The following is a 22725-nucleotide window of genomic DNA, read 5'->3' as shown; positions in this document are numbered from 1 at the left end:
GATCAGCCCTTCCGGTTTCGGTTCGACGGGAGGAAGTCCGCGACGCCCACGAACATGCGGCGCAGCGGGGAGACGTGGCCGGCGCGGCTGGTGCCGCGGCCGTAGCGGCGCTCCAGCCAGGCCTGGGGGACGCTCAGGAGAGTGGTGAGGGCGAGGTACCACAGGGCGGCGACGACGAGCATCGGGATGACCTGGTAGTTCTGCGCGTACACGTCCTGGATGTTGGACATCAGGTCGTGGGCGGCGATCACCGACACGTAGGCGGTGGTCTTCAGCATGTTGATGGTCTCGTTGCCCATCGGCGGGATGATGACCTTCATCGCCTGCGGGAGGACGATGCGGCGCATCGTCAGGGCGGGCTTCATGCCCAGGGAGTGGGCGGCCTCGGTCTGGCCGGGGTCGACGGACTGGATGCCGGCGCGGACGATCTCGGAGGCGTAGGCGGCCTCGTTGAGGCCGAGTGCCAGCAGGGCCGCGATCGACGGGGTGAGCAGCTGGTTGGTGTCGAACTCGACGAAGGTGACCGTCGTGAACGGGATACCGATCATCAGGTGCTTGTAGAGGGCGGCGGCGTAGGCCCAGAAGATGATCTGGACCAGCAGCGGGGTGCCGCGGAACAGCCAGACGAAGAGGGTGGACAGCCCGTACAGGACCGGGTTGCTCGACAGGCGCATGACGGCGACGAGGGTGCCGAGCGCCAGGCCGACGGCCATGGCGGCGACGGTCAGCCACAGGGTGGTGACGAGTCCGTCGAAGATGAGGTCGGCGAACAGGTAGTGGCCGACGACGTCCCAGTGCAGGTTCGGGTTCTTGGCGAGCGAGCCGATCAGTCCGACCAGGGAGACCAGGGCGAGGGCGGCGGCCATCCAGCGTCCCCAGTGGCGCACGGGGACGGCGACCAGCCGGTCGGGGTCGGGCGTGCCCGTCATGGTGGCGCCGGTGGAGCGGTGTGCGGTGGTCGGCATGTCAGTCCACCGCGCCGTTCTTGGTGGCGGACTTGACGGCGATGGACGCGACGCCGTACTTGTCGAAGATCTTGGTGAGCGAGCCGTCGTCGATGAGCGACTGCAGGGCCTTCTGGACGGCGTCGGTCAGCTGCGGCAGGTTCTTGGCGATCGCGATGCCGTTCGGGGAGGCGTTGTAGCCGCCCTGGGCCGCCGGGTCGTCGACGACCTCGAAGGCCGCACCGTTGTCGGCGGTCTTCGCGGTCCAGCCCGCCGCCGGCTTGGTGAGGACGTCGGCGACGACCTTGCCCGAGCGCAGTGCGAGCTGGGCGTCGGAGTCCTTGGGGAACGCCTGGACGTCGATCGGCGCCCGGCCCGCGCTCTTGCAGGCGTCCTGGTGCTTGTCCAGGAGCTTCTGCTGGTTGGTGCCGGTCTGGACGGCGGCCTTCTTGCCGCACAGGTCGTCGAGGGTGACGATCTTGTCCGGGTTGCCCTTGGCGACCATGATGCCGGTGCCGGAGGCGGAGTAGTCGACGAAGTCGACGACCTTCTCGCGCTCCTTGTTGTCGGTGATCGCGCTGATCGCCGCGTCGTACTTGCCGGCCTGGATCGCCGGGACGATGCCGTCGAACTTCTGCGCCTGGAACTCGAAGGTCACGCCGAGCTTCGCGCCGAGGGCCTGGCCGAGGTCGTAGTCGAGGCCGGTCATCTCGCTCTTGCCCTCGGCCACGTACATCTCGAAGGGCGGGTACGGGATGTCGGTGGCGACCCGTACCTTGCCCGCCTTCTTGATCGTGTCGGGCAGGGCGCCGTGCAGAGCGGCGTCGGGGCTGATGGCGACACCTGCCACCGTGACCGCGGTCGCGGAGGCGGGGGCCTTGGCGGCGTCGGCGGGGGCGTCGTCCCCCTTGCTCCCACAGGCAGTCAGGGCGAGGGAGCCGCACAGGGCGAGGGCGGCCAGCGGGGCCGATCTGCGGGTGGCAGAGAAGTTCACGGAGCAACCTTTCGAGAACCTGAGCGGCGCCGAGGGGCTGCGCCGCAAGCGAGGACGTTACAGGTAAACCATCTTGATGGCCATATGTAATGAAGGATACGAACAGGTAACGCTCAACGAGCCCCAGACAAAGCCCTGATGGATGCTCAGATGGTCAAGGTTTCACCTCGACCGCTCGTTACATCTACCGCCAACATCAGCAGATCTGTATGTTCCGTTGCTGCGCCCAGCAACGCCCCCGGCTTCTGGAAGCGCAACCCTGCGCTGCCCGGCCCCCTCTCCGGCCAAGCGCACACCCTCCTCGCCGACGGCCCCTCACCCAGGCGGCCCGGCCCTCCCCCACAGGAGCACGCATGTCCCTGTCCGCACGCCCCGCAGTCGGCCGCCGCGTCGCCGGATCCCTGGTCGCCGCCCTCGGTCTGGCAACGGCCCTCCTCGCGCCGACCTCGAGCGCCCAGGCGGCAACCCCCACCGGCAGCCTGATCCTGGCCGGCGGCGCGGTCGCGGCGACCAACTCCGCGGTCTACGGCACCTTCATCTCCAAGGCGGGCGGCACATCCACCGCCCGCATCGGCGTCATCACCGCGGCCTCCGACGTGCCGGCGAACGACCCCAACGCCAACGACCCCGCCACCTGCAGCAACTCCGTCTGCAACGGCTCCTACTACGTCGACCTGCTCAAGAACACCTACGGCGCCGCCGACGCCCAGTGGATCCCCATCGACCTCGACCACATGTCCAACAACTCCAGCCAGAGCGTCATCAACCAGATCAACTCGATGACGGGCTTCTTCTTCGGCGGCGGAGACCAGAGCCGACTCGTCACCACGCTCCTCAAGAGCGACAACACCGACTCCCCCGCCCTCGCCGCGATCCGGGCCAAGTTCACCGCCGGCGCGGCCATCATGGGCACCAGCGCCGGCACCACCATCGCCAACGGCCCCGACATGGTCACCGGAGGCGAGAGCTGGGACGGCCTGCGCTACGGCTCCTACACCTCGATCAGCAGCAGCTACCCCAACGACCTCAGCTACCGCCCCGAAGGCGGCTTCAACTTCTTCACCTCCGGCCTGGTCGACACCCACTTCGCCGCCCGCGGCCGCGAGGGACGCATCACCCGCCTGGCAGCCGACACCGGCCACACCCGCGCCTTCGGCATCGACGAGGACACCGCCCTCGTCGTCACCAACCCCGGCTCCAGCAACGAGACCGACACCGTCGTCGGCACCAACGGCGTCTCCGTCTTCGACCTGCGCTCGGCCACCATCGGCACCCACAGCGGCTACTGGTCCATCGACAACGTCAAGTGGTCCTACCTGACCAACGGCGACAGCTACAACCCCACAACCTGGACCACCACCTCCACCAAGCCCACCTACAACCCCGGCACCGGCACCGTCGGCAGCCGCTGGAGCGACATCTTCTCCTCCCCCGCCCCCACCACCGGCCACCCCTACCAGATGGTGAAGATGGCGACCGAGCTCGTGAACGCCGGCCGCAGCACCTACCAGTACGGCATCAGCTACGAAAGCGGCCCGACCTTCGAAGCCGACCTCACCAAGGGCACCGGCTACCGGGCCTGGAAGAGCGGCACCGCGGTCTCCTTCGCCAACATGAACACCCACCTGTACGTCTACTGATCATGCACACCCCGGTCAGCACGCCGAACAGGCGACCCCGCTGACCGATACCCGCCCTCCGCAAGGACCGTGGCCGCACCGCGCGACGGTGCGGCCACACCGATCCACTGCAGACCTCAGCTCTCCGGCCCCGCGTGGGAACCGTTCGCCCTTGCACCAAACATGCAGGACGTGCGCCCCAGGGCGGCATCCAGGCGGGCGAGCATCGACTCGTCCGCCACGGCGTCGAGGGCGATCAGGAGAATTTCCAGGGTGAGCCGGTCGTCGTCTGCGACCGCCTGGACTATGCGGCCCACGAGGTCGCGCTGGTGTTGGTGGGTGCGTGCAGGCATCGCTTGTCAGCTCCGTCCCGGTCGGTGGGCGGTCGCAGGGCGTCAGGGTGTCTCCTGGGCCGCCGCCCCGAGTGCTGGCACAGGCATGAGGAGTTCGGCCGTCGCCGGGGTCGGGTCGGACGAGCTCAACGCCGGCGAACAGCGCGTCGAGGATCGCATCGGCCCAGGGGCCGGGGTCGCTGTCGGTAGGCAGGCGTGGCGGCGTTGCGGCGACGGCGCGCTGTGCGAAGCCGGTGTCCAGGTGGGGCGGGCGGACCTCAAGGACACTGACGGCCCGTGTGCGCTGTTCCGGACGCACGGTCTCGAGCCATCCGCTGAGCGCCGTTCGGGAGGCACGGTAAGCACCCGCCGAGGCGGTCGGACGCTCGACGATGATCCCGGTGACAGCTCCGATGCCGCCGCCCCTGCCGATGACGCGAAGAGCGCCGCGCAGAGCTGCGACCGGCGTCGGCATGTTGACCGTCATCAGGTGTTCCTCGATCTCGGCCGAGGTGTCCTCGGCCCGTCCGAATGCCACGGCACCGATGGCGACGACAGCTGCGTCGAGTCCGCCCAGCTGCTCGGCGGCCTGGCCGGCCGGCTCGGAGCAGCGGTCGAGATCGTAAGCGTCGAATGTCTGCGAGAAGGAGGAGCTGGTGCGCCGGGCGACGGCCACGAGCCGCCCGACGTCACAGCCGGCGGGAACCACAAGCGCTCCACGGTCGGCCGCAAGCTCTGCGAGCCGCCCTCCGAGCTCGCTCGTGGCGCCCACTACGAGCAGCCGCGCTCCGTCGATGTCCATGGTTCGCCTCCCGGTGGGCGGATCCCTTTCAGATCTCCTGGGTCTTGGCGGCCAGGACCTGCGGGAGCCGCTCTTCGACCTCGTCAGCCAAGCGTTCGAATGCGGTCCGCAGGAACGGGGCCGCCAGGCGTGCTGCTCCGTTGAACCGCAGCTCGGCCCGGTAGAGGAGAACCGTGCGGCCGTTCAGCGGGCGCAGGGTCATGTCGTCGGTCGCGGTGACCGTTTTGTTGCGGCCGACGAAGACAAGCCGGTCGCTGTCGTAGCGCTCCAGGGTGTACATGAGCTGTGTACGGCGGCCACGGAAGCGCGACACGTTGAGCCAGGTGGCGCCCACGGCGACCGGCCCGCGGTCGATCCGGTCGCAGCTCTCCGTTCCGGGATCCCATTCGGGAGTGTTCCCGAAGTCGGCCAGGTAGGCGATCACCTCGTTGCCCGGACGATCGATGGTGATGCTCCGTTCAACGGTGACCATCACGGAGTTCCTCTCGTGTTGATGAAGCGTGCGTCGCCCCACACTCCTGTTCGTTGCGGGCCCGCGATCGGATGGCTCTCAGTTGATCTCCCGGAGTCCCGGTCTTCCAAAGGAGTCAACAGGGCGTCGGCCGGCGAACCCCCTGGGGGCTGCGTTGTCGTCGGGCCGTCCAGCGGGCTGCGCATCGGAGCGACAGCAGGTCAGTAACCTTTGGGGGAAAGGCTGTTCGGTCACGACGCGGTACCGTTCGTCGGTACGAAGGACGCCGACTGCTGCCCAACCGCTGCCGGTGCGCCGAGTATTCTCGCCGTGCCCGGTCAGCGGCCACCGCCGGAGCATCCAGGGCCGGCGCGGCCGGCCGGTGGTGCACCGAGGTCGCCCACGACGGCTCGGTGCCCCTGTCCGGCGGTCAGGAGTCGCTCGATATGGTCGAGAGCACCTCTCAGATCGTTGGGGCGTATCAGACCCTCCGGCGGGACGGACGCCCAGCCGGGGCCCGCAATCAGCACAAACGGGTGCGAGCGGCTTCCCCGCCCTCCCCAGGCGGCCTCCATGGTCTGCCGGGCAAGGGCGTAGTCCACTGTCTGGCTGCTCTGGGACCACAGAGCTACGGCTGCCGGCCCGGTCCTGCGGACCGCTTCCAGGAGCGCCGGCGCCGGAACGGCCGGGCCGAGCATCCGGCTGGGCAGGCCGCGTTCGGCGAGTCCGGCAACGAGGGCATCCAGCGGAAGAGTGTGGAGTTCTCTCGGTGCACCGGCGAGTAGCGCGAAGGGCCCGGGCCGGGTGTCGCTGTTGCGATCGGCCACGACGCGAAGCGCTGTGGAGACATGCCAGGACAACAGGTGCTCGACCTCGACGTAGCGTTCTCCTTCGGCCGCCCACTTCCGGCCGGCGGCGCGAAGCGCAGGAGCCATGACCTCGCTCCAGGCTTCCACGGTCCCCAGCTCCGCGATCACCGACCGCAGGATCCGGGACACCTCCGCCGAGTCGAGCCGCACCGCGGCCCGCGCCAACCCGCGGCACTCGGGCCTGACGGGTCCGACCGGCAGAGCGGAGCTGCCTCCCGGCGCTGCGGCGCGCCTCGCCGACGCGGGCGCTGCGTCGCCGGATCCTGCCGGATCCGCCCCGGGGCGCAGCGCCAACCTCGCTGCTTCGCCCGGCGCGACGCCGCGAGCAGTCAGGTTGCACATCACCTCGACCACCGCGATGTCCTGTGGGCTCCAGCGGCGGTGCCGGCCGGTCTCGTGGTGCGCCGGTCCGATGCCGTACCTCCGCTCCCAGGACCGGACCGTTGTCGGCGAGACACCGAAACGGCGGGCCACGTCGCCTGTGGTGACACATGCTCCATCACGCTGCTCATCGACGACGGGAGCCGAATGAGCAGGCGTGCCAGACGTCGCTAGTCCAGCCATGGGAACATGCTCCTCACCCTGGCGAGCAGGCCGGTTCGGCTACGAGGAACCGCTACTGACGGTTCGCAGGGTGAGGCCGGTGGATGCCCGGGTGAGAGGCCTGTCCCATCCAGGTCGTACGGGCCACGGGAACGCTTCGGCGCTTGCCCCGATGGATCGCGAGGGGTGCGCGCGAAGAGCGCCGGATCTGAGAACGCCATGCCAGTTCGCCTCGGATGTAGGGATCAGAGGTCTGAGAGGCGGCGCAGCCGCCGGAACACGAAGGCCATGGCGACGCCGGCCGGGAGAACCGGTACTACGGCAGTGGCGGTGAAGGCGACGGCGCAGATGAGGCAACCCGCCGCAAAGGAGGCCGGCAGAGCGACCCCGACGACGAGTGTCACCGGCCGCCAGGCGAGCCAGTTCAGCGTGCCCCTGCGGCGTCCGAGAAGGCGCAGTTCTGCAGTGCTGAGGTGGACTGCCATCACGCTCACGCCTCCGCCGACGGTGACGACTCGAGCCTCGCACTGCTTCTGTGCCGATTTCCTATCGCATCGCTTGTGCAGTGGAAGCCTGTGCCCACGCGACCACCCCCGTTGCGGCCGCCGTCGGAGTGTCTGCCCAGGAGAGGTCCGCAGGTCCGGCTGGTGCAGGGACGGTTGTCAGCGTCGGCGGCGGCGTGCGACGGCCCGCCGGGCAAGGACGCGAGGTGACTGGCGGGCGGACTACGTGCGGCGTTACGCGAAGGAGGAAGACGTACCGGAGTACCGGAAGCGGGATCTGGTGGTGGTCATGGATTCCGCCGAGCGGCTATCCGAGCTCGAGATCCGGTGCTCCCAGCTGCGCGCTCAGGGCGAGGAGCCCGGTCATCGGCATGGTGAGCTGCAGCCGGTCGGCGACCGTAGCGGCGGCACGGGCGATTGGCTCGCCGGTGAAGGCGACGGAGAACTGGCCCAGGAGAGCGACCGCTGCAGTTGCCATACGATCGATCCTCGGGAACGCCGATGACGCCCGCAAGCCAACAGCCCCCGCACGGCGTCACTGAAGTCCCCCGCCCCGGTGCACGAGGATGGGTGCTCATGCCGGACGGATCACGGTTCAGGTGTGGGCGAGGCGGGTCCGGGTGGCCGTTCACGGCAAAGCGCCCCTGCATGCCGGGGCTGCGGAGGAGCCGGGCGGGGTAGCCGGGTCCGGTGCACACCTGGACGTCCTGGCGGTGGAGAGGTTCGCCGCATGAGGAGCAGACGACCTTGGACTGGGTGTCGTGGCCAAAAGTGGTGCGGCGCGTGAGCACGGGAATGCCGTCGTCATCGGCCTGCCGGCGGTCGGCCCGGACGCTGATCCCTGCAAGGACGCCGGAGAAGTCCCCGGCCTGTTGCGGACGTACGCAAAGCCGCCGCTCCGAACGCTGCAGAGCATGGCCGACAGGAATAACCCCCTGTGGCTTCCTCCTGGCGCTTGGGAGGGTGCCACAGAGGGCTGCGGTGGTATCGGTACGTGAAGTGTGGTCAGTAGGGCGTCGGCTTGCTCGGGGTCGGCTCATCGAGCCGGGCCGGCGATGCCGGGGCGGGGCGCCGAGGAGTGGATCGGCCGGACCGTCTGGGGTGCGGTCGACTCGGGGTGACGGTGTCGCCAGTACGGGTTGTCGAGCGGAAGCTTGGCGCTGACCCGTCCGTACATCCCGAACGTGGCAATGAACAGGCCCATCACGAAGCTGAAGAGAACGTTGGGGATCCGGAAGGCCAGCACGTTGGCTCCCGAGTCGAGCAGGGCGAGATTGACGAACCCGCTCAGGACGAAGAGGGTTCCGACGACGATGTTGATGGTGGACGCGGTGTTGCCGCCGATCGCTGCTCCGACGATCAGTACCACGGCAGTGGCGATGGAGATCCAGCTGAGCAGACCGTTGCTGGACAGGCCGGCGACCCGCTCGCCGGTAGTGCTGAAGAATGCCAGGCCGTCCGCCAGGCCCAGACAGCCGAAGACCAGCAGGACCACGCCGCACAGTCCGGCGCCGAACCGGTAGACGTTGGCGAGCCGGTGGTCGACGGGAAGCTCGTCGCGGAAGTCCATGACAGCGCTCCATTTCGTGCTTCGGAGACGGGCGCCTCCGTGTTCCAACGTCGCCGGAGGGCACACCGGGCGAAAGTCGCATCGTTCACGCACCGCTTGGTGTGTCCAGGCATCCCCGAAGCAGTGGGCGGCGTCCGCGCCGGAGCGGGTCGCGGCTGTGGTCGGCAGCGGGCTGCCCGCGCAGGAGGCCCCCTACCTCCAGGCGAGCAGAGGAGGGGCTCCTGGAGCGTCCCGGTCGGTCGGCAGCCGAAACTCGGCTACCCGCCGATCAGGCGGCGGGGGTCGAGAAGCTCGTCAAGGACCTCGGGTGGAAGCACGTCCGCTTCGCCGGCCACGTCACGTACCGGGCGCTGTTGCGCCACTGCGCGTCGCGCGAGCTCGGTGGACAGCTTGTAGCCGATGACGGGGTTGAGCGCGGTGGCGAGGACGGCGGATCCGCTGGCGTGGCCGTAGGTCCGCTCGGCGTCTGCGCGGATTCCCTCGATGCACGTCGATGCGAGGAGCGAGCAGGCGGCGGTAAGACGGCGCTGGGCGGTCAGGAGGCTGTGGGCGATGAGGGGTTCGAAAGCGTTGAGCTGGAGTTGGCCGGCCTGTGCGGCGAGCGAGACCGCGGTGTCGGCGGCGATGACGTCGAAGCAGACCTGGGTGACGGCCTCGGGGATGACGGGATTGACCTTGCCGGGCATGATGCTGGAGCCCGCCTGCAGCTCGGGCAGTTTGATCTCGGCGAGGCCGGCCTGGGGACCGGAGGCCAGCAGGCGCAGGTCGTTGCAGAGCTTGACCAGGCGCAGCGCGAACCGCTTGAGGGCGCTGGAGAGTTCGATGAACGCTCCGGTGCTCTGCGTGGCTTCGACGAGGTCGCGGGCCGGGTGTACGGGCACTGCGGTGATCTTGGCGAGGTGGTCGGCGCAGGCCTGTGCGAAGCCGGGGTAGGCGTTGAGCCCGGTGCCGATGGCGGTTCCGCCCATGTTGATCTCGCACAGGGCCTGGGTGGAGCGGTTGAGGACGGCGATGTCGTCGCGGACTCCGAGCTCGAAGGCCTTGAATTCCTGCCCGAGTGTCATGGGGACGGCGTCCTGGAGCTGGGTGCGGCCCAGTTTGACGATGTCTTCGAAGGCGGTGCCGCGTTCGGCAAGAGAGCCTGCGAGACGCCCCATGGACGGTATGAGCGCGTGGGCGGCTTCGTAGAGGGCGAGCTTGACCGCGGTGGGGTAGGCGTCGTTGGTGCTCTGGCCGAGGTTGACATGGTCGTTGGGGCTGAGCAGCGCGTAGTTGCCGGGCTTGCTTCCCAGGATCTGGAGGGCTCTGTTCGCGATGACCTCGTTGGCGTTCATGTTGGTGGAGGTGCCGGCGCCGCCCTGGAGGACGTCGACGAGGAAGTGCTCGTGCCAGAGGCCGGCGCGGATCTCCCGGCAGGCATGGACGATGGCGTCGGCGAGGAGCGGGTCGAGGACGCCCAGATCGGCGTGGGCGAGCGCTGCGGCCTGTTTCACCGCGGCGACGGCAGCGACGAGTTCGGGGTGGACGGAGACGGGTGTTCCCGTCAGGGGGAAGTTCTCGGTGGCCCTGAGGGTGTGGATGCCGATGTAGGCGTCCGCGGGCAGCTCGCGGTCGCCGAGGAGGTCGTGTTCGACGCGCTGGGGGGTGCTGGTGGGGGCGGTGTGTGTCGGGTGAGGGTTCACGGCGTTCCAGGATCTGTCGCGAGTCCCGTACAGCTCGTACTGTACGTTTCAGAGTGACTAACTAGCAGAGCTCCTGTAACGAAGCAACATCCGACCGCCGCCGGGCGGGCCGCGCAAAGAGCGCACCGGACCACACCTTCGACACCGTTGCGCGAATGTAACTCTCGATACATTCACTCACGACTCGATGCAGATGTAACTTCTGTTCGCGCCTCGCACACACTCCCCCGACGCGCATGATCGAAGGGCTCCTGCCATGACCTCCCACAGCACCGCCGCGATCAAGGTGATCACGTCGCTGACCCTGGCGACCGCCTGCGGCCTCGCGCTGACCGCATGCGGATCCTCCAAGGCCGACACGGCCTCGGACGGCAAGGCCGCATCACCGGCCGCCGCGGCCACCTCCATCAATGGCGTCACGATCTCCACGGACCCCAAGCTCACCGAGAAGCTGCCCGACGCGATCAAGAAGGCCGGCAAGGTGCGGGTCGCCACCGACCTGCCGTACCCGCCCTTCGAGATGTACATCGCCGAAGGAAGCAAGGAGATCACCGGCATCGACTACGACCTGGGCCAGGCGATCGGCGCCCGACTGGGCGTCAAGTTCGAGTTCGCGAGCCAGAAGTTCGACGGCCTCCTCCCCGCGGTGCAGGCGGGCAAGTTCGACGCCGTCATGTCCGCCATGACGGACAAGAAGGAGCGCCAGCAGGCCGCCGACTTCGTCGACTACATCAACGCGGGCCCCGGCTGGCTCGTCAAGAAGGGCAACCCCGACGGCATCAAGGTCGTCACCGACGTGTGCGGCAAGAGCGTCTCGGTGCAGACCGGCACCAACCACCAGAAGATCCTCGAACAGCGCCAGGAGCTGTGCAAGCAGCAGGGCAAGCCCCCGATCACCGTCCTCGCCTTCCCCAAGGACTCCGAGGCGCAGCTCGCGCTTCGCGCCGGGAAGGTGTCCGCGGACTTCCTCGACGAGGTGACAGCTGCCTACGTGGCGGACACCGCGGACGGGGGCACCACGTTCGAGACCGTCGTCGGCAAGGAGGCCGTCGGGCCGACGAGCGCCTCCCCGATCGGGATCGGTGTCTCCAAGTCGGTGCCCGGGCTGAAGGAGGCCATCCAGGCCGCGCTGCAGTCGCTGATGGACGACGGCTCCTACGGCAAGATCCTCGCGGGCTACCACGTGCCCAACATCGCCATCCCGAAGGCGACCATCAACGGCGCCCTCGACTGACGACCCGCAGCCGACAGCCGTGCCCGGCCACCCCTCTCAGGGTGGCCGGGCACGGCTTTTGTCGTTCGGAGCCCGGGGCCGCCCGGCGCGTCATCGGGACAGCGAGGTGTTCACAGTCCCCGGGCGACGGCGGTTTCGCTCTCCTCGGAGGGCAGTTGGCCCAGCGGGCCGTCGACCAGGAGGGCGGACAGACCGTGCGCGGCGGACCAGAGACGTACTGCGCCCCGGCCGACGCTCCGGCGGCAGCGCGCCGACGTCGACCAGGTCGTCCAGGCGCAGCGCGAGGGCGCGTAGGGGTCTGCGGCCGAGGCCAGCCGCGATCCCAGCTGACGAACGTCCGCGCCCGCCGGAGGGCCACCCGTCCAGCGAGGAGGTCCTGGCACAGGTGCCGCAGTAACGCCCAGGATCGTCCGACAGCCACGAGCCGAGCCCGTGCCGTGAGCGGATGGAAGGCGCCGGACTCATCACGGGCTTCGATCAACCTGTCCGTGTACAGCAGCACGAGGTCCCCTCCCGGAACGGGAAGCTCTCGACCTCGACACCGTCCGGGCCGAATCCGGTGAGGCCCAACGGCGGAGCGGGCTGCCGGGCTTCCAGCGGCAGCACCGTGCCGTCACGCAGGAGCAGTGGCGGCGGGTGGCCGCAGTCCGCGAGGTGGATCACCGGCTCGGTCCCGGGGATGTCGAGCACGACCGCTGAGATGAAGGATTCGCCGTCGTCGGTATCCAGGGAACTGCCGGCAGCATCCTGGAGGTTGGCCTCGCCGCCTGACTCACCGAAGACCGCTTTCTCCAGATGGGCGACCCAACGGAGCAGGTCGACCTGCCGGTAGACCGCCTTGCGGAAGGCGCCGAGGGCCAGCGAGGCCTCACCGATCGCCTCCAGCCCCTTGCCTCGAACGTTGCCGACCAGGAAGCGGCTGCCCCGCCGGGTGCGCACGGCCGCGTACAGGTCGCCGCCGATCTGGGCCGCGGCCTCCCGCCGCCAGGTAGACCGAAGCGATGCGCAGCGGTCCCGTCCGCGCCGGGATCGGCCGCTGGACCACGCACGGCCTGGGTGGCCTCCGCCACCGAACGCAGCTGCCGCAGCTCCCGCTCGTGACGCTCGCGCAGCCGCGCGAAGAGGGCGACGAGCAGCGGCCCGAGGTGCATCTGCGGTGGGGCCGGCATATGTCCACGATCGAGATGGTAACGATCAGCACGAGAGGGATGATGATCGTCTTCCCGCTCTGCTGGTTGGGCGCCACAGGGTCCAGCCACCGCCGTGAGTTCATCTCTCCTGCATGCCTTGCCCGGGACGGTGGTCACATCCGGTGGAGGCCCCGGCATGTCCGGCGGCGGTATCCGGGGACAGACGATTCGATCGCCTTCTCCTACTCACGAAGACTCCCAGTAGAAGCGTCCCTCCAACCGGTCGGGGCTGAGGAAGCCGAAGCCGTACCCGTATCCGAAGTTGAGGAAGTACCTGTCGCCGTCGTCAGGGCTGTCCTGAAGCCGGACGAAGAAGAGCCACGGCTCCTCGACCTGCGCTGTTGTATGCGGGAACGAAGCGGTCCCGCCGAGATACTCCACCAGGTCGGCGCCGAAGAATTCGACGTCGTCAGGACTGTCGCCGCGCATGGACGCCTCCCACGCCACGTCGCGGGCCACCTGCCGCTCAAGGTGGTCCGGCACTGTCGCGAAGTCCACATGGAACTCGACAGGGATCTCCTCTTCGTCGGGGCCCCACCGCCACAGGGTCCGACCGTGGGTGTCGGTGTCTCCGACGGACGCGAACGGCGGGATCCGGCCGCCAGGCTGCACGAGCAGCAGGCCGTCACCATCCTGCGGGCCGAGGCCACCCATGATGCGGCCGTCCTCTCCGACAAAGAGGTACGCGAGCCGGAGCTCGTCCCCGGGCACCGGAAACTGGCCGATGAACACCAGGGGCTGGCCAGTGACCGGATCAACTGGCCAGCAGGGCTCTTCGAGCCAGACCGGTTCGCCACCGAGCTTCGCGACCGGCGCGGTGATGGGCTCGTCCGCCGCCCGGAGTGTCAACGTCAGCCGCGGCAAGAACGCCGCGTCATAGGGGCCGCGCGCCCCCGCAGATGGTCGCGAAAACATGGCGAGAGCCTACGGCTCCGCGATGACAGACCGGGATGGTGTCCCCGCCCTCGGCCGGGCCCAAGCCGGCGCTTGGACCGATCGGACGCCTCCGATGTCACAAGATCAGCGGCAGAGCCCATTCACCCGTATCCCATTGGGCACGTTGTGGAGTACGCGGACACGGTCGGCCAAACAGTGGTAGGAGTTCGGGTCCTCCAGGGCCCTGAGGGCGTCTGGGTGCGTCGGTCAGCGGGACAGGGTGCGCTTGAGGCGGATCGCCGCGCGGTCCGCAGGCCGGACGGGTGTTGCGGCCGGGATGTGTCGGCGCGTCAGCCGGTCGGGGCAGGAAAGGCTGGGCGGCACGCCGCGGGGGTTTCGGCGCGCCGCCCAGCCGGCTCAGGTCGCCGGGGGTTCCTCGGCGGGACGGGCGCTCTCGGGCCTGCCGGGCCACCAGAAGCGCCGCCCGGTGAGCAGGACCAGCGCGGGGACGAGGACAGTGCGTACCAGGAGCGTGTCGAGCAGGACGCCGATGCCGACGATGATGCCGATCTGGGTGAGGGTGATGAGCGGGAGGACGCCGAGGACGGCGAACACGGCGGCGAGGAGGATGCCGGCGCTGGTGATGACGCCTCCGGTGGAGGCCAGGGCGCGCAGGACCGCTCGGCGGGTGTCGTGGCCGGCGATGGTGTCCTCGCGGGTTCGGGCGATCAGGAAGATGTTGTAGTCGACTCCGAGCGCGACGAGGAAGAGGAAGGACAGCAGGGGGACGTTGGTGTCCATGGCGGGGAAGTCGTAGAACGTGCGGAAGATCGTCCAGCTGGCGCCGAGGGCGGCGAAGTAGGAGACGATGACGGTCGCGACCAGCAGGAGCGGTGCCACGAGGGCGCGCAGCAGGGCGATCAGCACGATGAGGACGATCGCGAGGACGAGGGGGACGACGACGCGGGTGTCGTGGGCGTTGGCGCGGGAGACGTCGTAGGCCTCGGCGGTGGTTCCGCCGACGATGGCGTCGGACTGCGGGACCTGTGCGACGCGCTGGCGCAGTTGGTCGATGGTGCGGTCGGAGGCGCCGGTTCCGGGGGCGGAGTCGAGGACGACGTCGGCGCGTGCCCATCGGTCGGTGTGCTGGCCGAGGGTGACGGCGGAGACGCCGGGGACCTGGCGGGCGGCTTCGACGACCTGGTCGCTCGTGGCGGTGCTGGAGATGAGGGTCAGGGGGTCGACGGCGCCGGCGGGTTGGACGGCGGCGAGGGTGCGCTGTCCGAGGACGGCTTCGGGGGTCTTTCGGAACGAATCGGCCTGGGGGAGGCCGGTTTTGAGGCCGAGTGCTCCGGAGGCGAGGACGAGCAGGACGGCGGTTCCTCCGATGGCGACCTGGGCGGGCCGTTCGGCGACGCCGTGGCCGATGCGCGACCACAGGCCGCGGCGGTCGGCGGTCACGGGGTCGCCGACCTTGGGGATCAGTGGCCAGAACAGCCACCTGCCGGGAAGGACGAGGGCGGCGGGCAGGACGACCAGACCGAAGAGCATCGCGGTGAGGATGCCGACGGCGCCTGCGAATCCGAGGCCGCGGTTGCCGGTGAGTTCGGCGGCAAGCAGCGTGAGGAGGCTGAGGACGACGGTGGTTCCGCTGGCGAGGACGGCGGGGGCGGTGCCGCGCCAGGCGCGTGCCATGGCGGTGAACCGGTTGTCGGTGAGGTGGAGTTCGTCGCGGTAGCGGGAGACCAGGAGGAGGGCGTAGTCGGTTCCGGCGCCGAAGACGAGGACGGAAAGGATTCCGGCAGCGGAGGCGTCGACCTCGACGCCGGCGTGTGGGGCGAGGACGCCGACCAGGATGCCGGCCATGCGGTCGCCGGCGCCGACGACGAACAGCGGCACCAGCCACAGGATGGGGCTGCGGTAGGTGATCAGGAGCAGGACGGCGACGACCGAGGCGGTGGCGATGAGGAGGGTGCTGTCGGCGCCCGCGAAGACCTTGGTGACGTCGGCTCGGAAGGCGGGTCCGCCGGTGACCTGGGCCTGCAGGGGCGCGGCGAGGTTCTCGGAGGCGCTCTGGCGGATGTGGTCGATGGTCGCGGTGTTCTCGTCGTCTCCTGCTCCGGTGGGCAGCAGGACGGCGACGGTGGCGACCTTGTTCTCGACGACCTGCGGGCGGGCGGCTTCGGGTGCCAGTCCGAGCGTGCCGAGGGATGCGGACCGCTCGGTGACGAGCGCTTGCTGCGCGGCAGTGAGGGGGCTGCCGTCGGTGTTGCTGTAGACCACGATCGCGGGGGCGACGGCTCCGGCGGGGAAGGTCTTGACGATCTCGGCGACCTTGGCGGACTGCGACGAGGCGGGGAGGGAGGTACCGGTGGCCTCGGTGGTGGTGGCGTCGGAGGGGCCAAGGGTGAAGGCCGCGCCGAGTCCGATGACGGTCAGCAGGAGGACCAGCCACGCGATCGTGCGAGGGCGCTCGGGCCCTGCGGTGTGATCGGCGCTGGGAGTGGACCGGCTCGGGCGGCCGGTCATGGTTCGGGACACGGAGACGCACCCTCTGAAGTCGTTAAGTGGCTTAGCGATTCCCACCGTGTCAGAATTGCCGTCATGGCGCAACACCACTCGTTCGGAGCCGGCACCGATTCGGATGGGACCACCGGCCGACCCGGCCCGCGATTCGGCGAATCCGCAGGTGACGAGCTATCCGCTGCACTGCGGGAGGTCCTGACCCTCACGCAGTTGGCGCGCGCCGCGCTCGCCGAGCGGCTGCACATGCCGTTGACGAACGTCGAGGCGGTCGAGCACGTGCTCATCGCCAAGAGCTCCGGTGAGCCGATCGGACCGGTCGAGCTCTCACGGCGGCTCGGAATCACCAGCGCCGCCGGCACACAGTCGGTGAACCGACTGGTGTCGGAAGGGCACATGACCCGCGCGCCCCACCCCGACGACCGGCGCCGCCAGATCCTGGACGTCACCGAGAGCGGCTTCGAGCACGTGATGGGCGAACTCGCCCCGCTGCTGGGCCTGGTCTTCGGCGCGTCCGACGGCCTCGGCGAAGCCGAACGGGCCGGCGCCCGAAGGTACTTGGAGAACGTGGCCATCGCCTACCGCCGCTACCTCGAGCAGGACGCCGAGAAGAGGCCATAGGCCGGGTCCGGCGCTCCGTGCGCCGGACCCGGGTCGAGATCCAGGTCCATCCCGACCGCCGGCCAGGTGTTGCCGCAGGCAGCAGTCAGCCGGCTTCGGCAGCACCCCCGCGACGGTCGAACCAGGCACTGCGGTGGTCGCCGGCCTCGGCGCCGGTGGCCCTGTCCTCGTAGTGCGCCAGGGCCAGGCCCAGGCCGAAGAAGGTCGGCGCCCACTCACCGACGAAGATCCCCCATCGGTCGGCCCGTTCGATGCCGGCCTGCTCGGCCTTCATCGAGACGATCCAGCTCACGAGGGAAAGTCCCACCGAGCCGAGCGCGGCCGCGTAGGCGTGCTCACTGGTGATACCGGCGTCGTGAAGCTTGCGAACGATCATCATGGTGATCACTCCCTGCCTTCGTCGAGGTGCCCCCGGTCCTCAGAGTGCACACAGCAGCTCCCCGACCGGCAGTCGCATCGGTTGCGCACGCATAGCCCGCAGCCGCGAGCCCCGTGGCCGCAGGTCACCCTCGGGGAGCGCGGGCGCGACGGCGTGGTGGGCCGGATGCGTGGTTACGACGGTGCGGGGACGCGGCAGGCGCCTCGCATCACGCGGATCAGCTGGTCGGCGGCGTGGCGCGGGCCTGCGGCGAGGGCTTCGGCGCGCCTGGCACCGGTGCCGTGACTGCCGGTCGCCAGCAGGTCCCGAAGAGCCGCCCCGGCGCTCTTCACGTCGAGGGTGTTCGGGTCGCGGGAGATGCCGAGGCCGGCGCGCTCGAGATCGTGGGCGATGGCGAACTGGTCGCTGGAGAACGGCAGGACGAGCGCCGGCACGCCCGCCATGAGGCACTCCGTGAAGGAGTTGTTGCCGCCGTGGTGGACCATTGCGGCGGTGTGCCCCAGGAGCGCCTGCTGGGGCACGGAGTCGGCGATGTGCAGGCGCTCCAGCGACGCCGCCGCCAACTGCGGATCGTGCGTGAGTTCGTCGACCCGGTTGCCGGCGGCGACGATCACCGACGCGTCCGTGTCCTCCAGTACCGCCCGGGTCACCGTGCGCAGGACGTCGTGGCGGGCAGAGAGGAACGTGCCGAAGGCGATCAGGACCAGCGGGCGCCCGCCGGAGGTCAGGCGGGCGACGACGGCCTGCCAGCCGTCGTCGAGCGCGGTCTTCGGCGACTCGGCGGTGCAGTGCCCGGCGTAGATGGGCACCGGACCGGACGGGGCGGGCGGGAGCCACGGCAGCGGCAGGTAGTTGAAGACCACGGCGTGCGGCGAGCACAGGGCGAAGGCCCGTTCGGGCAGGGGCCGCCCGGGTGCGTGGCGCCCGGCCACGCGATGGAAGGCCTGGGTGAACGCCGCGTCGTTCACGGCCGCCGCGTCCCGCAGTTGCGCGAGGGCGTCCGGCTCGGGACGGACCGTGTCGGGCCAGGCGTAGGGCAGGCCGAAGAACGCCTCCCGGTGGGTGGGGATGTAGCTGGGGTGGCCCGGGCAGAACGTGGCGTAGAGCAGGCCCAGACAGTGCATGGCCAGGGTCACCGGATAGCTGAGCTGGTCCACCAGATACCAGTCGGGGCGCACCTTCCGGTCGAAATCACGGATCTCCGCCAGGATCCGGTCGGGGTCGGCGAGCATGTCGTCCCGTCGGTGACGCGCCTGGGTGAGCAGGGCCGCGACGGCGCCCTCCCGGGTCGCGTCCAGGAACTCCCGGAGCCGTTCGGCTTCGCTGCCGGCCTGCTCGGTCCGTTCCGCGATGCCGTTGTTGGCGTTGCGGGTGACAGTGAGCTCGGCGAAGCCCAGGCCGTGCTCCTGGGCCAGGTCGGCGAAGGCCGGTGCGCAGGCCAGCGTGACGTCGGCCCCAGTGTCGCGCAGCGCGGCGCCCAGCACGCTCAGCGGTGCGGCGTGCGAGCGAAACGGCGGGCTGATCACAACGACTCGAGGCACGGGATCCTCCGGTGCCGACACGGTCCGCGGCCGCCGGTGACGACCGAGAGCGGGAGTGCCGGTTCCTTCCGATGATGCCACGCGCCCCTCGCGGCCCTACCCGAGCGACGTACGGACCGCCGTCCCATCCGGTGGGGGTCACGGTTCCGAACCCATCTGCGGCAGCGCCACCGACGAAGGGCCCACCCCGATGCCGCGTGACACCTCCACTCCGTCCGACAACATCAACGCCTCAGCCCCGGACCTGCTCGACGTCCTGGCCCAGTGGCGGCACCACTGGTGGAACCGCGCCCCGTCCACGCCCGAGGGCGACGACCTCCTGTCGCTGCTCGCCCGGGCCGAGTACGGCCACGGCACCGAGCGCCACAGCACGCACACCCTCGCACCCGACGACCTCCAGGCGGCGGAACTGCGCAGAGCAGCACGGGCAGGCGACCCGTGCGATCCCCTGGCGCTGGTGACCGCGGCCCGCGGCAACCCGATGCTGCGCAGCGCCCTCGCCGAAGCCTGGGCGGTCACCGTCGACGCCGGCCACCGGGACCACGCGAGCGCGGCCCTGCGCAGCAGGCTCCTGCTGCCCGTCGCCGCGGCGGAGGCCGCCTGCCTGCTCGACCTGGCCGAGGCGCACGGCCTGCGGCCGCTCACCGCCGCCGAATGCGCCGCCCGCGCGCGCAGCGAGGACCGGTGGGAGCGGCACGCCGCGCTGCGCTATCTCTCCGGCGTCCCGGGCGGCCGCGACGTGCTGCCGACGCGCCCGCGCACCTCCGACCCGTACGAGTCGATGCTGCTGTCGGCCGCCTGGAACCGGGCGGCGCCGGCTACCTCCCCGGGTACCGATTTCCGGTGGGCCGTTCGAAGCCTGCCCGCCCGGCCCACGGCCGGCCTCGTCACCGCGCAGTCGATGATGATGGGGCAACTGAGCGAGCCCGGTGTCGGGCTCAGCGGAGGGATGAGCGTCCTGGTCGCCGGCCTGGGTGATGCCATGGCAGCCACCCGGCAGATCTCGCGGGTCCTCACCGTCGTCCTCATGGACTCCTCACAGCTTCGCCGCAGCCGCTCGCTGGTCGAGCAGATCGGCCCCGGCCACTGGGCGTTGGGAATCCCGGTACCCGGCAGCGACCCGGTCGATCCGGCCACGGCGCTCTGTCTGCGTCCCGCCATCGGCTGGTGGGCGAGTCGCCTCCTGGAGCTTCCCGGCGCCGCTCCGGATGTGGTGCACGCCCGCTTCGCGGACGACTGCTCGCTGGCCGTCGCCGACGCCGCACGACGGTGCGGGTCCCGCTTCGTGTTCACCGCCACACCCGATCCGCATCGCACCATGACCGAACGGCACCGGGGCGTGCCGCGAGCCTCGCGCAGCGAACCGGCGGCGGCCCTGCGCCTGGACCTGCACCGGATCTTCGCCGCCGACCGCCTCGTCGCCCGCTCCGACCTGCTGGTCACCATCCCCGGGCGCACCGGCGCCGACGACCTGTCCGCGCACTTCCCCCAGCTGCGCGCCGCGTCGGACACCCGCCGCATCGCCTCTCCCCCCGAAGGCATCCCGCCCTTCACCCCGCAGGCCGGTGACGAGCAGGTCGCCGGCACCCTCCTCGGCAGGCTGTTCGACGACGGGGCCCGCCCGGACAGCCTCGACGCCGCGGCACGCGGAATGCGCCTGATCCTCAGCGTCGGACGCCTGCACCCCGTCAAGCAGCAGGACCGGCTGGTGGAGGCCTGGCTCGAAGCGGAGCTGCACCTGTCCACGACGATGCTCCTGATCGGCGGATCGGCGCCCGGGGTCGCCACACCCGTGGAGAAGGAGATGCGGGCCAGGATCGCCAAACTCCTCTCCGGACACCCGGAGGCACGCCGCCGCATCGCTCTGTGGCCCGCCCTGCCCAACCGCCATGTGAGGATCCTCGAAAGAGCGCTCGCCCACGGGGACCGGGTCGGCCCAGCACTGTACGTATGTCCCAGCGCCAAGGAGGAGTTCGGCCTCGCGATCCTCGAAGCGATGGACTCCGGCCTTCCCGCCGCCGGCCCACAACGCGGAGGTGTCCCCCACTACATTCGTGCCGGCGCCAACGGATTCCTCCTCCCCACCGACTCGGCACCCGCCCTCGCGGAGCAACTGACCGCGCTCGCCGACCTGACCGACAGCGAGCTCGCCAGGGTCGCGGCCGCAGGCCGCCGGAGCGTGGCGACCCGCTTCTCGGCGTCGGCCATGGCGGAGTCCCTGGCGGCCGAGTACCACCGGCTCACAGCTTCCGCTCCATCTCCTCGCCAGGCCCGGTGACCGGCGCCGTACGTTGCCCGCCGCCCCCGGGAAATTGCATCTGCTGCTGATGGCGATTCGTCAACTTGACCCGGTCCTGAGGGACCGGGCTTGTGGGTAGGGCGTGACTGGCTGTCGCGTGGCCTCCCACGTCTGAGAGCTGCCGTCAGGCTGGCTCTGGGACGCATGACTGACGCCCCGCTGTCCACGCTTCTTCGCCCTTACGGGCGATGTTCCGGGAACCGTTGTAGTCCGCGTGCATGATGACGCCGCAGGCGCGGCACGCGAACTCCGATTGGCTGGACCGGTTCTTCCGGTCGATGTGGTGACACTCGGAGCATTGCCGGCTGGTGTGCGCCGGATGGACGTACACCAGCGGCACCCCGGCGCGTTTGGCCTTGTACGCGATGTACCGGCCGAGCTGGTGGAAGCTCCACGAGTGCAGGTTGGTCCGCTGGTCCTTGCGGAGCCGTACCCGATTGCGGATGCCGCTCAGGTCTTCCAGAGCGACACCGCGACCGGTGCGTTCAGCGGTGGTGACGATGGACTTGGAGATGCGGTGGTTGACGTCCGCCGCGTAGCGGGCTTCCTTCCGGGCCCGCTTCTTGAGCAGGCGCTTCGCGGACTTGGTGCCCTTGGCCTGCAACTTCTTCCGCAGGTCGAGCTGCCGCTTGCGGTGCCGGTTCAGGCCACGTCCGGTGTGACGCCTGCCGTCCGAGGTGGTGGCGATGTTGACGATCCCGAGGTCCACCCCGAGGAAGGCGGCCGGGTTCTCGTTGAGCGGCTTCTCGTGCACGTCGCAGGTGGCGATCAGGTAGAACACGCCGTCCCGCCGGATCAGGTCGCTCTCACCCCGGCGATGGTCGCGGAGGGTCTTGAGGGCGTCCGGCGAGCACGCGAACCGCACGCCCTTGAGCCGGCCGGCGGTGGTCCAGATGCTCACGGTCTGCCGGTCCAACTGCCAGGACAGACACCGGTCATCGAACGGCTGAGCGGCGTCGGGTCGGAACGTGATCTGTTTGGAGTCGGCCCTGGCCCGGCGCTTCGACCCCGATCGGCCGAGGTTCCCGGCGCGGATGTTCGCCTTCAACGTGGTGTAGGCGTCCCGAACCTTCTTGATCGTGTGCTGCGCGGCCTGCGCCCCGAGCCCACGTGCTTTCAACTCGGCGTAGGTGTGCTTGCGCAGCTCGTACTCACGCGGGACGCCACGCTTGAATGCGACGCCGGACACCCAGCACGCCGCCTCGTTGACCGTGCGCAGGGTGAACTCCAATGCCGACGCCTGCTCGGACGTCGGCAGGAGTTTCACCTGCGTCACGATCTTCACAACCGTGATCGTATCGTTGATCTATGTCGCCACGCTGGGAGCCAAACCCCGACATCCGTAGGGGAAGAACGGTCGTCTACACCCTCCATGCGCATTTGGTCTTCACCCCCAAGTACCGGCGCGGGCCGTTCACCGAAGAGATCCTGCGGCGCTGCGAAGAGATCATGCGCGCCGTCTGCGCCGACTTCGAAACCGAGCTGGTGGAGTTCAACGGCGAACGCGATCACGTGCACCTGCTCGTCCACTACCCGCCGAAGGTCGCCCTGTCCCGGCTGGTCGGCTCGCTCAAGGGCGTCTCAGCTCGGCGCCTGCGCCAGGAGTTCCCCGCCCACATTCGCAAGTACCTGTGGGGCGAGCACTTCTGGTCGACTTCGGGTTGCGTCCAGGGAAGTGGTGTACGGGTTCCACCCATTCCGGGGGTTTCGTCCCGGTAGCGGGTGTCACCTGAAAACGTAAGACGGCCATCGG

The 22725-nt window shown here is 69.8% G+C and carries 20 protein-coding genes and 1 pseudogene; 5 read left to right on the top strand and 16 right to left on the bottom strand.

Annotation, left to right across the window (positions count from 1 at the left end; genetic code table 11):
* Window positions 1-2: 2 nt before the first annotated feature.
* Entirely contained in the window at window positions 3-929 is a 927-nt protein-coding gene (locus ACGFX4_RS39365) for an amino acid ABC transporter permease (protein ID WP_393085650.1), read from the bottom strand.
* A gap of 37 nt (window positions 930-966) precedes the next feature.
* Complete coding sequence (locus tag ACGFX4_RS39360; RefSeq protein WP_393085634.1) at window positions 967-1938, bottom strand: ABC transporter substrate-binding protein; 972 nt, start codon at window positions 1936-1938, stop codon at window positions 967-969.
* Between the two features lie 353 nt (window positions 1939-2291).
* Here ACGFX4_RS39360 and ACGFX4_RS39355 point away from each other — a divergent pair, with 353 nt between their 5' ends.
* A complete protein-coding gene (locus ACGFX4_RS39355) occupies window positions 2292-3578 on the top strand; it encodes a cyanophycinase (protein WP_393085632.1) in 1287 nt (428 codons plus the stop codon).
* A gap of 116 nt (window positions 3579-3694) precedes the next feature.
* Here the strand turns inward: ACGFX4_RS39355 and ACGFX4_RS39350 are convergent, their stop codons facing one another.
* From ACGFX4_RS39350 to ACGFX4_RS39315, 8 genes and pseudogenes are all read right to left on the bottom strand, one after another.
* Window positions 3695-3910: a hypothetical protein gene (locus ACGFX4_RS39350; protein WP_393085654.1), complete on the bottom strand. Its 216-nt coding sequence runs from the start codon at window positions 3908-3910 to the stop codon at window positions 3695-3697.
* A gap of 226 nt (window positions 3911-4136) precedes the next feature.
* Window positions 4137-4691, bottom strand: a pseudogene (locus ACGFX4_RS39345) (SDR family NAD(P)-dependent oxidoreductase); the annotation flags it as partial.
* A gap of 28 nt (window positions 4692-4719) precedes the next feature.
* Window positions 4720-5163: an SRPBCC family protein gene (locus ACGFX4_RS39340; protein WP_393085630.1), complete on the bottom strand. Its 444-nt coding sequence runs from the start codon at window positions 5161-5163 to the stop codon at window positions 4720-4722.
* A 317-nt stretch (window positions 5164-5480) separates the two neighbouring features.
* Complete coding sequence (locus tag ACGFX4_RS39335; RefSeq protein ID WP_393085628.1) at window positions 5481-6575, bottom strand: MerR family transcriptional regulator; 1095 nt, start codon at window positions 6573-6575, stop codon at window positions 5481-5483.
* Between the two features lie 224 nt (window positions 6576-6799).
* Window positions 6800-7048, bottom strand: a complete 249-nt coding sequence (locus ACGFX4_RS39330; RefSeq protein WP_393085626.1) for a hypothetical protein — start codon at window positions 7046-7048, stop codon at window positions 6800-6802.
* Window positions 7049-7364: 316 nt separating this feature from the next.
* Complete coding sequence (locus ACGFX4_RS39325; protein ID WP_393085624.1) at window positions 7365-7535, bottom strand: hypothetical protein; 171 nt, start codon at window positions 7533-7535, stop codon at window positions 7365-7367.
* Window positions 7536-8093: 558 nt separating this feature from the next.
* Window positions 8094-8627: a DUF4383 domain-containing protein gene (locus tag ACGFX4_RS39320; RefSeq protein ID WP_393085622.1), complete on the bottom strand. Its 534-nt coding sequence runs from the start codon at window positions 8625-8627 to the stop codon at window positions 8094-8096.
* Between the two features lie 257 nt (window positions 8628-8884).
* The gene (locus tag ACGFX4_RS39315; RefSeq protein ID WP_393085620.1) at window positions 8885-10309 is read right to left on the bottom strand and encodes an aspartate ammonia-lyase; all 1425 of its coding nucleotides are present in this window, start codon (window positions 10307-10309) and stop codon (window positions 8885-8887) included.
* Between the two features lie 256 nt (window positions 10310-10565).
* On the opposite strand from ACGFX4_RS39315, the gene ACGFX4_RS39310 reads away from it, so the two are divergent.
* The gene (locus ACGFX4_RS39310) at window positions 10566-11543 is read left to right on the top strand and encodes an ABC transporter substrate-binding protein (RefSeq protein ID WP_393085618.1); all 978 of its coding nucleotides are present in this window, start codon (window positions 10566-10568) and stop codon (window positions 11541-11543) included.
* Window positions 11544-12020: 477 nt separating this feature from the next.
* Here ACGFX4_RS39310 and ACGFX4_RS39305 read toward each other — a convergent pair whose 3' ends face one another.
* The 3 genes from ACGFX4_RS39305 to ACGFX4_RS39295 all read right to left on the bottom strand — a co-directional run bounded on the left by ACGFX4_RS39305 (window position 12021) and on the right by ACGFX4_RS39295 (window position 16150).
* Complete coding sequence (locus ACGFX4_RS39305) at window positions 12021-12482, bottom strand: SpoIIE family protein phosphatase (RefSeq protein ID WP_393085616.1); 462 nt, start codon at window positions 12480-12482, stop codon at window positions 12021-12023.
* Window positions 12483-12919: 437 nt separating this feature from the next.
* A complete protein-coding gene (locus tag ACGFX4_RS39300) occupies window positions 12920-13648 on the bottom strand; it encodes a hypothetical protein (RefSeq protein ID WP_393085614.1) in 729 nt (242 codons plus the stop codon).
* Window positions 13649-14026: 378 nt separating this feature from the next.
* A complete protein-coding gene (locus tag ACGFX4_RS39295) occupies window positions 14027-16150 on the bottom strand; it encodes an MMPL family transporter (protein WP_393085612.1) in 2124 nt (707 codons plus the stop codon).
* A 63-nt stretch (window positions 16151-16213) separates the two neighbouring features.
* Between ACGFX4_RS39295 and ACGFX4_RS39290 the strand changes: the two genes are divergently transcribed.
* On the top strand, window positions 16214-16753 hold the full coding sequence (locus tag ACGFX4_RS39290) for a MarR family winged helix-turn-helix transcriptional regulator (RefSeq protein WP_393085610.1): 540 nt from the start codon (window positions 16214-16216) through the stop codon (window positions 16751-16753).
* Between the two features lie 85 nt (window positions 16754-16838).
* Here the strand turns inward: ACGFX4_RS39290 and ACGFX4_RS39285 are convergent, their stop codons facing one another.
* The gene (locus ACGFX4_RS39285; RefSeq protein ID WP_393085648.1) at window positions 16839-17129 is read right to left on the bottom strand and encodes a hypothetical protein; all 291 of its coding nucleotides are present in this window, start codon (window positions 17127-17129) and stop codon (window positions 16839-16841) included.
* 176 nt (window positions 17130-17305) lie between these two features.
* Entirely contained in the window at window positions 17306-18673 is a 1368-nt protein-coding gene (locus ACGFX4_RS39280; protein ID WP_393085609.1) for a glycosyltransferase, read from the bottom strand.
* A gap of 190 nt (window positions 18674-18863) precedes the next feature.
* Here ACGFX4_RS39280 and ACGFX4_RS39275 point away from each other — a divergent pair, with 190 nt between their 5' ends.
* A complete protein-coding gene (locus tag ACGFX4_RS39275; protein WP_393085607.1) occupies window positions 18864-20951 on the top strand; it encodes a glycosyltransferase family 4 protein in 2088 nt (695 codons plus the stop codon).
* 145 nt (window positions 20952-21096) lie between these two features.
* Here the strand turns inward: ACGFX4_RS39275 and ACGFX4_RS39270 are convergent, their stop codons facing one another.
* The gene (locus tag ACGFX4_RS39270) at window positions 21097-22257 is read right to left on the bottom strand and encodes an RNA-guided endonuclease InsQ/TnpB family protein (RefSeq protein WP_393085605.1); all 1161 of its coding nucleotides are present in this window, start codon (window positions 22255-22257) and stop codon (window positions 21097-21099) included.
* 23 nt (window positions 22258-22280) lie between these two features.
* Between ACGFX4_RS39270 and tnpA the strand changes: the two genes are divergently transcribed.
* The gene (gene tnpA, locus ACGFX4_RS39265; protein ID WP_393085603.1) at window positions 22281-22691 is read left to right on the top strand and encodes an IS200/IS605 family transposase; all 411 of its coding nucleotides are present in this window, start codon (window positions 22281-22283) and stop codon (window positions 22689-22691) included.
* The last annotated feature ends 34 nt before the right edge of the window (window positions 22692-22725 follow it).

It is taken from the genome of Kitasatospora sp. NPDC048365, assembly GCF_043200835.1.
Classification (GTDB): Bacteria; Actinomycetota; Actinomycetes; order Streptomycetales; family Streptomycetaceae; genus Kitasatospora; species Kitasatospora terrestris.
The sequence above is the reverse complement of the archived record's forward strand: the minus strand, read 5'-3'. Positions and strand labels throughout refer to the sequence as shown.

What these genes read in the sequence shown, in the direction of transcription:
- ACGFX4_RS39335 (WP_393085628.1), bottom strand. Translation starts at nt 6,575, where the DNA reads ATGGCTGGACTAGCGACGTCTGGCACGCCTGCTCATTCGGCTCCCGTC.
- ACGFX4_RS39300 (WP_393085614.1), bottom strand. Translation starts at nt 13,648, where the DNA reads ATGTTTTCGCGACCATCTGCGGGGGCGCGCGGCCCCTATGACGCGGCG.
- ACGFX4_RS39350 (WP_393085654.1), bottom strand. Translation starts at nt 3,910, where the DNA reads ATGCCTGCACGCACCCACCAACACCAGCGCGACCTCGTGGGCCGCATA.
- ACGFX4_RS39275 (WP_393085607.1), top strand. Translation starts at nt 18,864, where the DNA reads ATGCCGCGTGACACCTCCACTCCGTCCGACAACATCAACGCCTCAGCC.
- ACGFX4_RS39340 (WP_393085630.1), bottom strand. Translation starts at nt 5,163, where the DNA reads ATGGTCACCGTTGAACGGAGCATCACCATCGATCGTCCGGGCAACGAG.
- ACGFX4_RS39310 (WP_393085618.1), top strand. Translation starts at nt 10,566, where the DNA reads ATGACCTCCCACAGCACCGCCGCGATCAAGGTGATCACGTCGCTGACC.
- ACGFX4_RS39320 (WP_393085622.1), bottom strand. Translation starts at nt 8,627, where the DNA reads ATGGACTTCCGCGACGAGCTTCCCGTCGACCACCGGCTCGCCAACGTC.
- ACGFX4_RS39290 (WP_393085610.1), top strand. Translation starts at nt 16,214, where the DNA reads ATGGCGCAACACCACTCGTTCGGAGCCGGCACCGATTCGGATGGGACC.
- ACGFX4_RS39325 (WP_393085624.1), bottom strand. Translation starts at nt 7,535, where the DNA reads ATGGCAACTGCAGCGGTCGCTCTCCTGGGCCAGTTCTCCGTCGCCTTC.
- tnpA (WP_393085603.1), top strand. Translation starts at nt 22,281, where the DNA reads ATGTCGCCACGCTGGGAGCCAAACCCCGACATCCGTAGGGGAAGAACG.
- ACGFX4_RS39365 (WP_393085650.1), bottom strand. Translation starts at nt 929, where the DNA reads ATGACGGGCACGCCCGACCCCGACCGGCTGGTCGCCGTCCCCGTGCGC.
- ACGFX4_RS39285 (WP_393085648.1), bottom strand. Translation starts at nt 17,129, where the DNA reads ATGATCGTTCGCAAGCTTCACGACGCCGGTATCACCAGTGAGCACGCC.
- ACGFX4_RS39355 (WP_393085632.1), top strand. Translation starts at nt 2,292, where the DNA reads ATGTCCCTGTCCGCACGCCCCGCAGTCGGCCGCCGCGTCGCCGGATCC.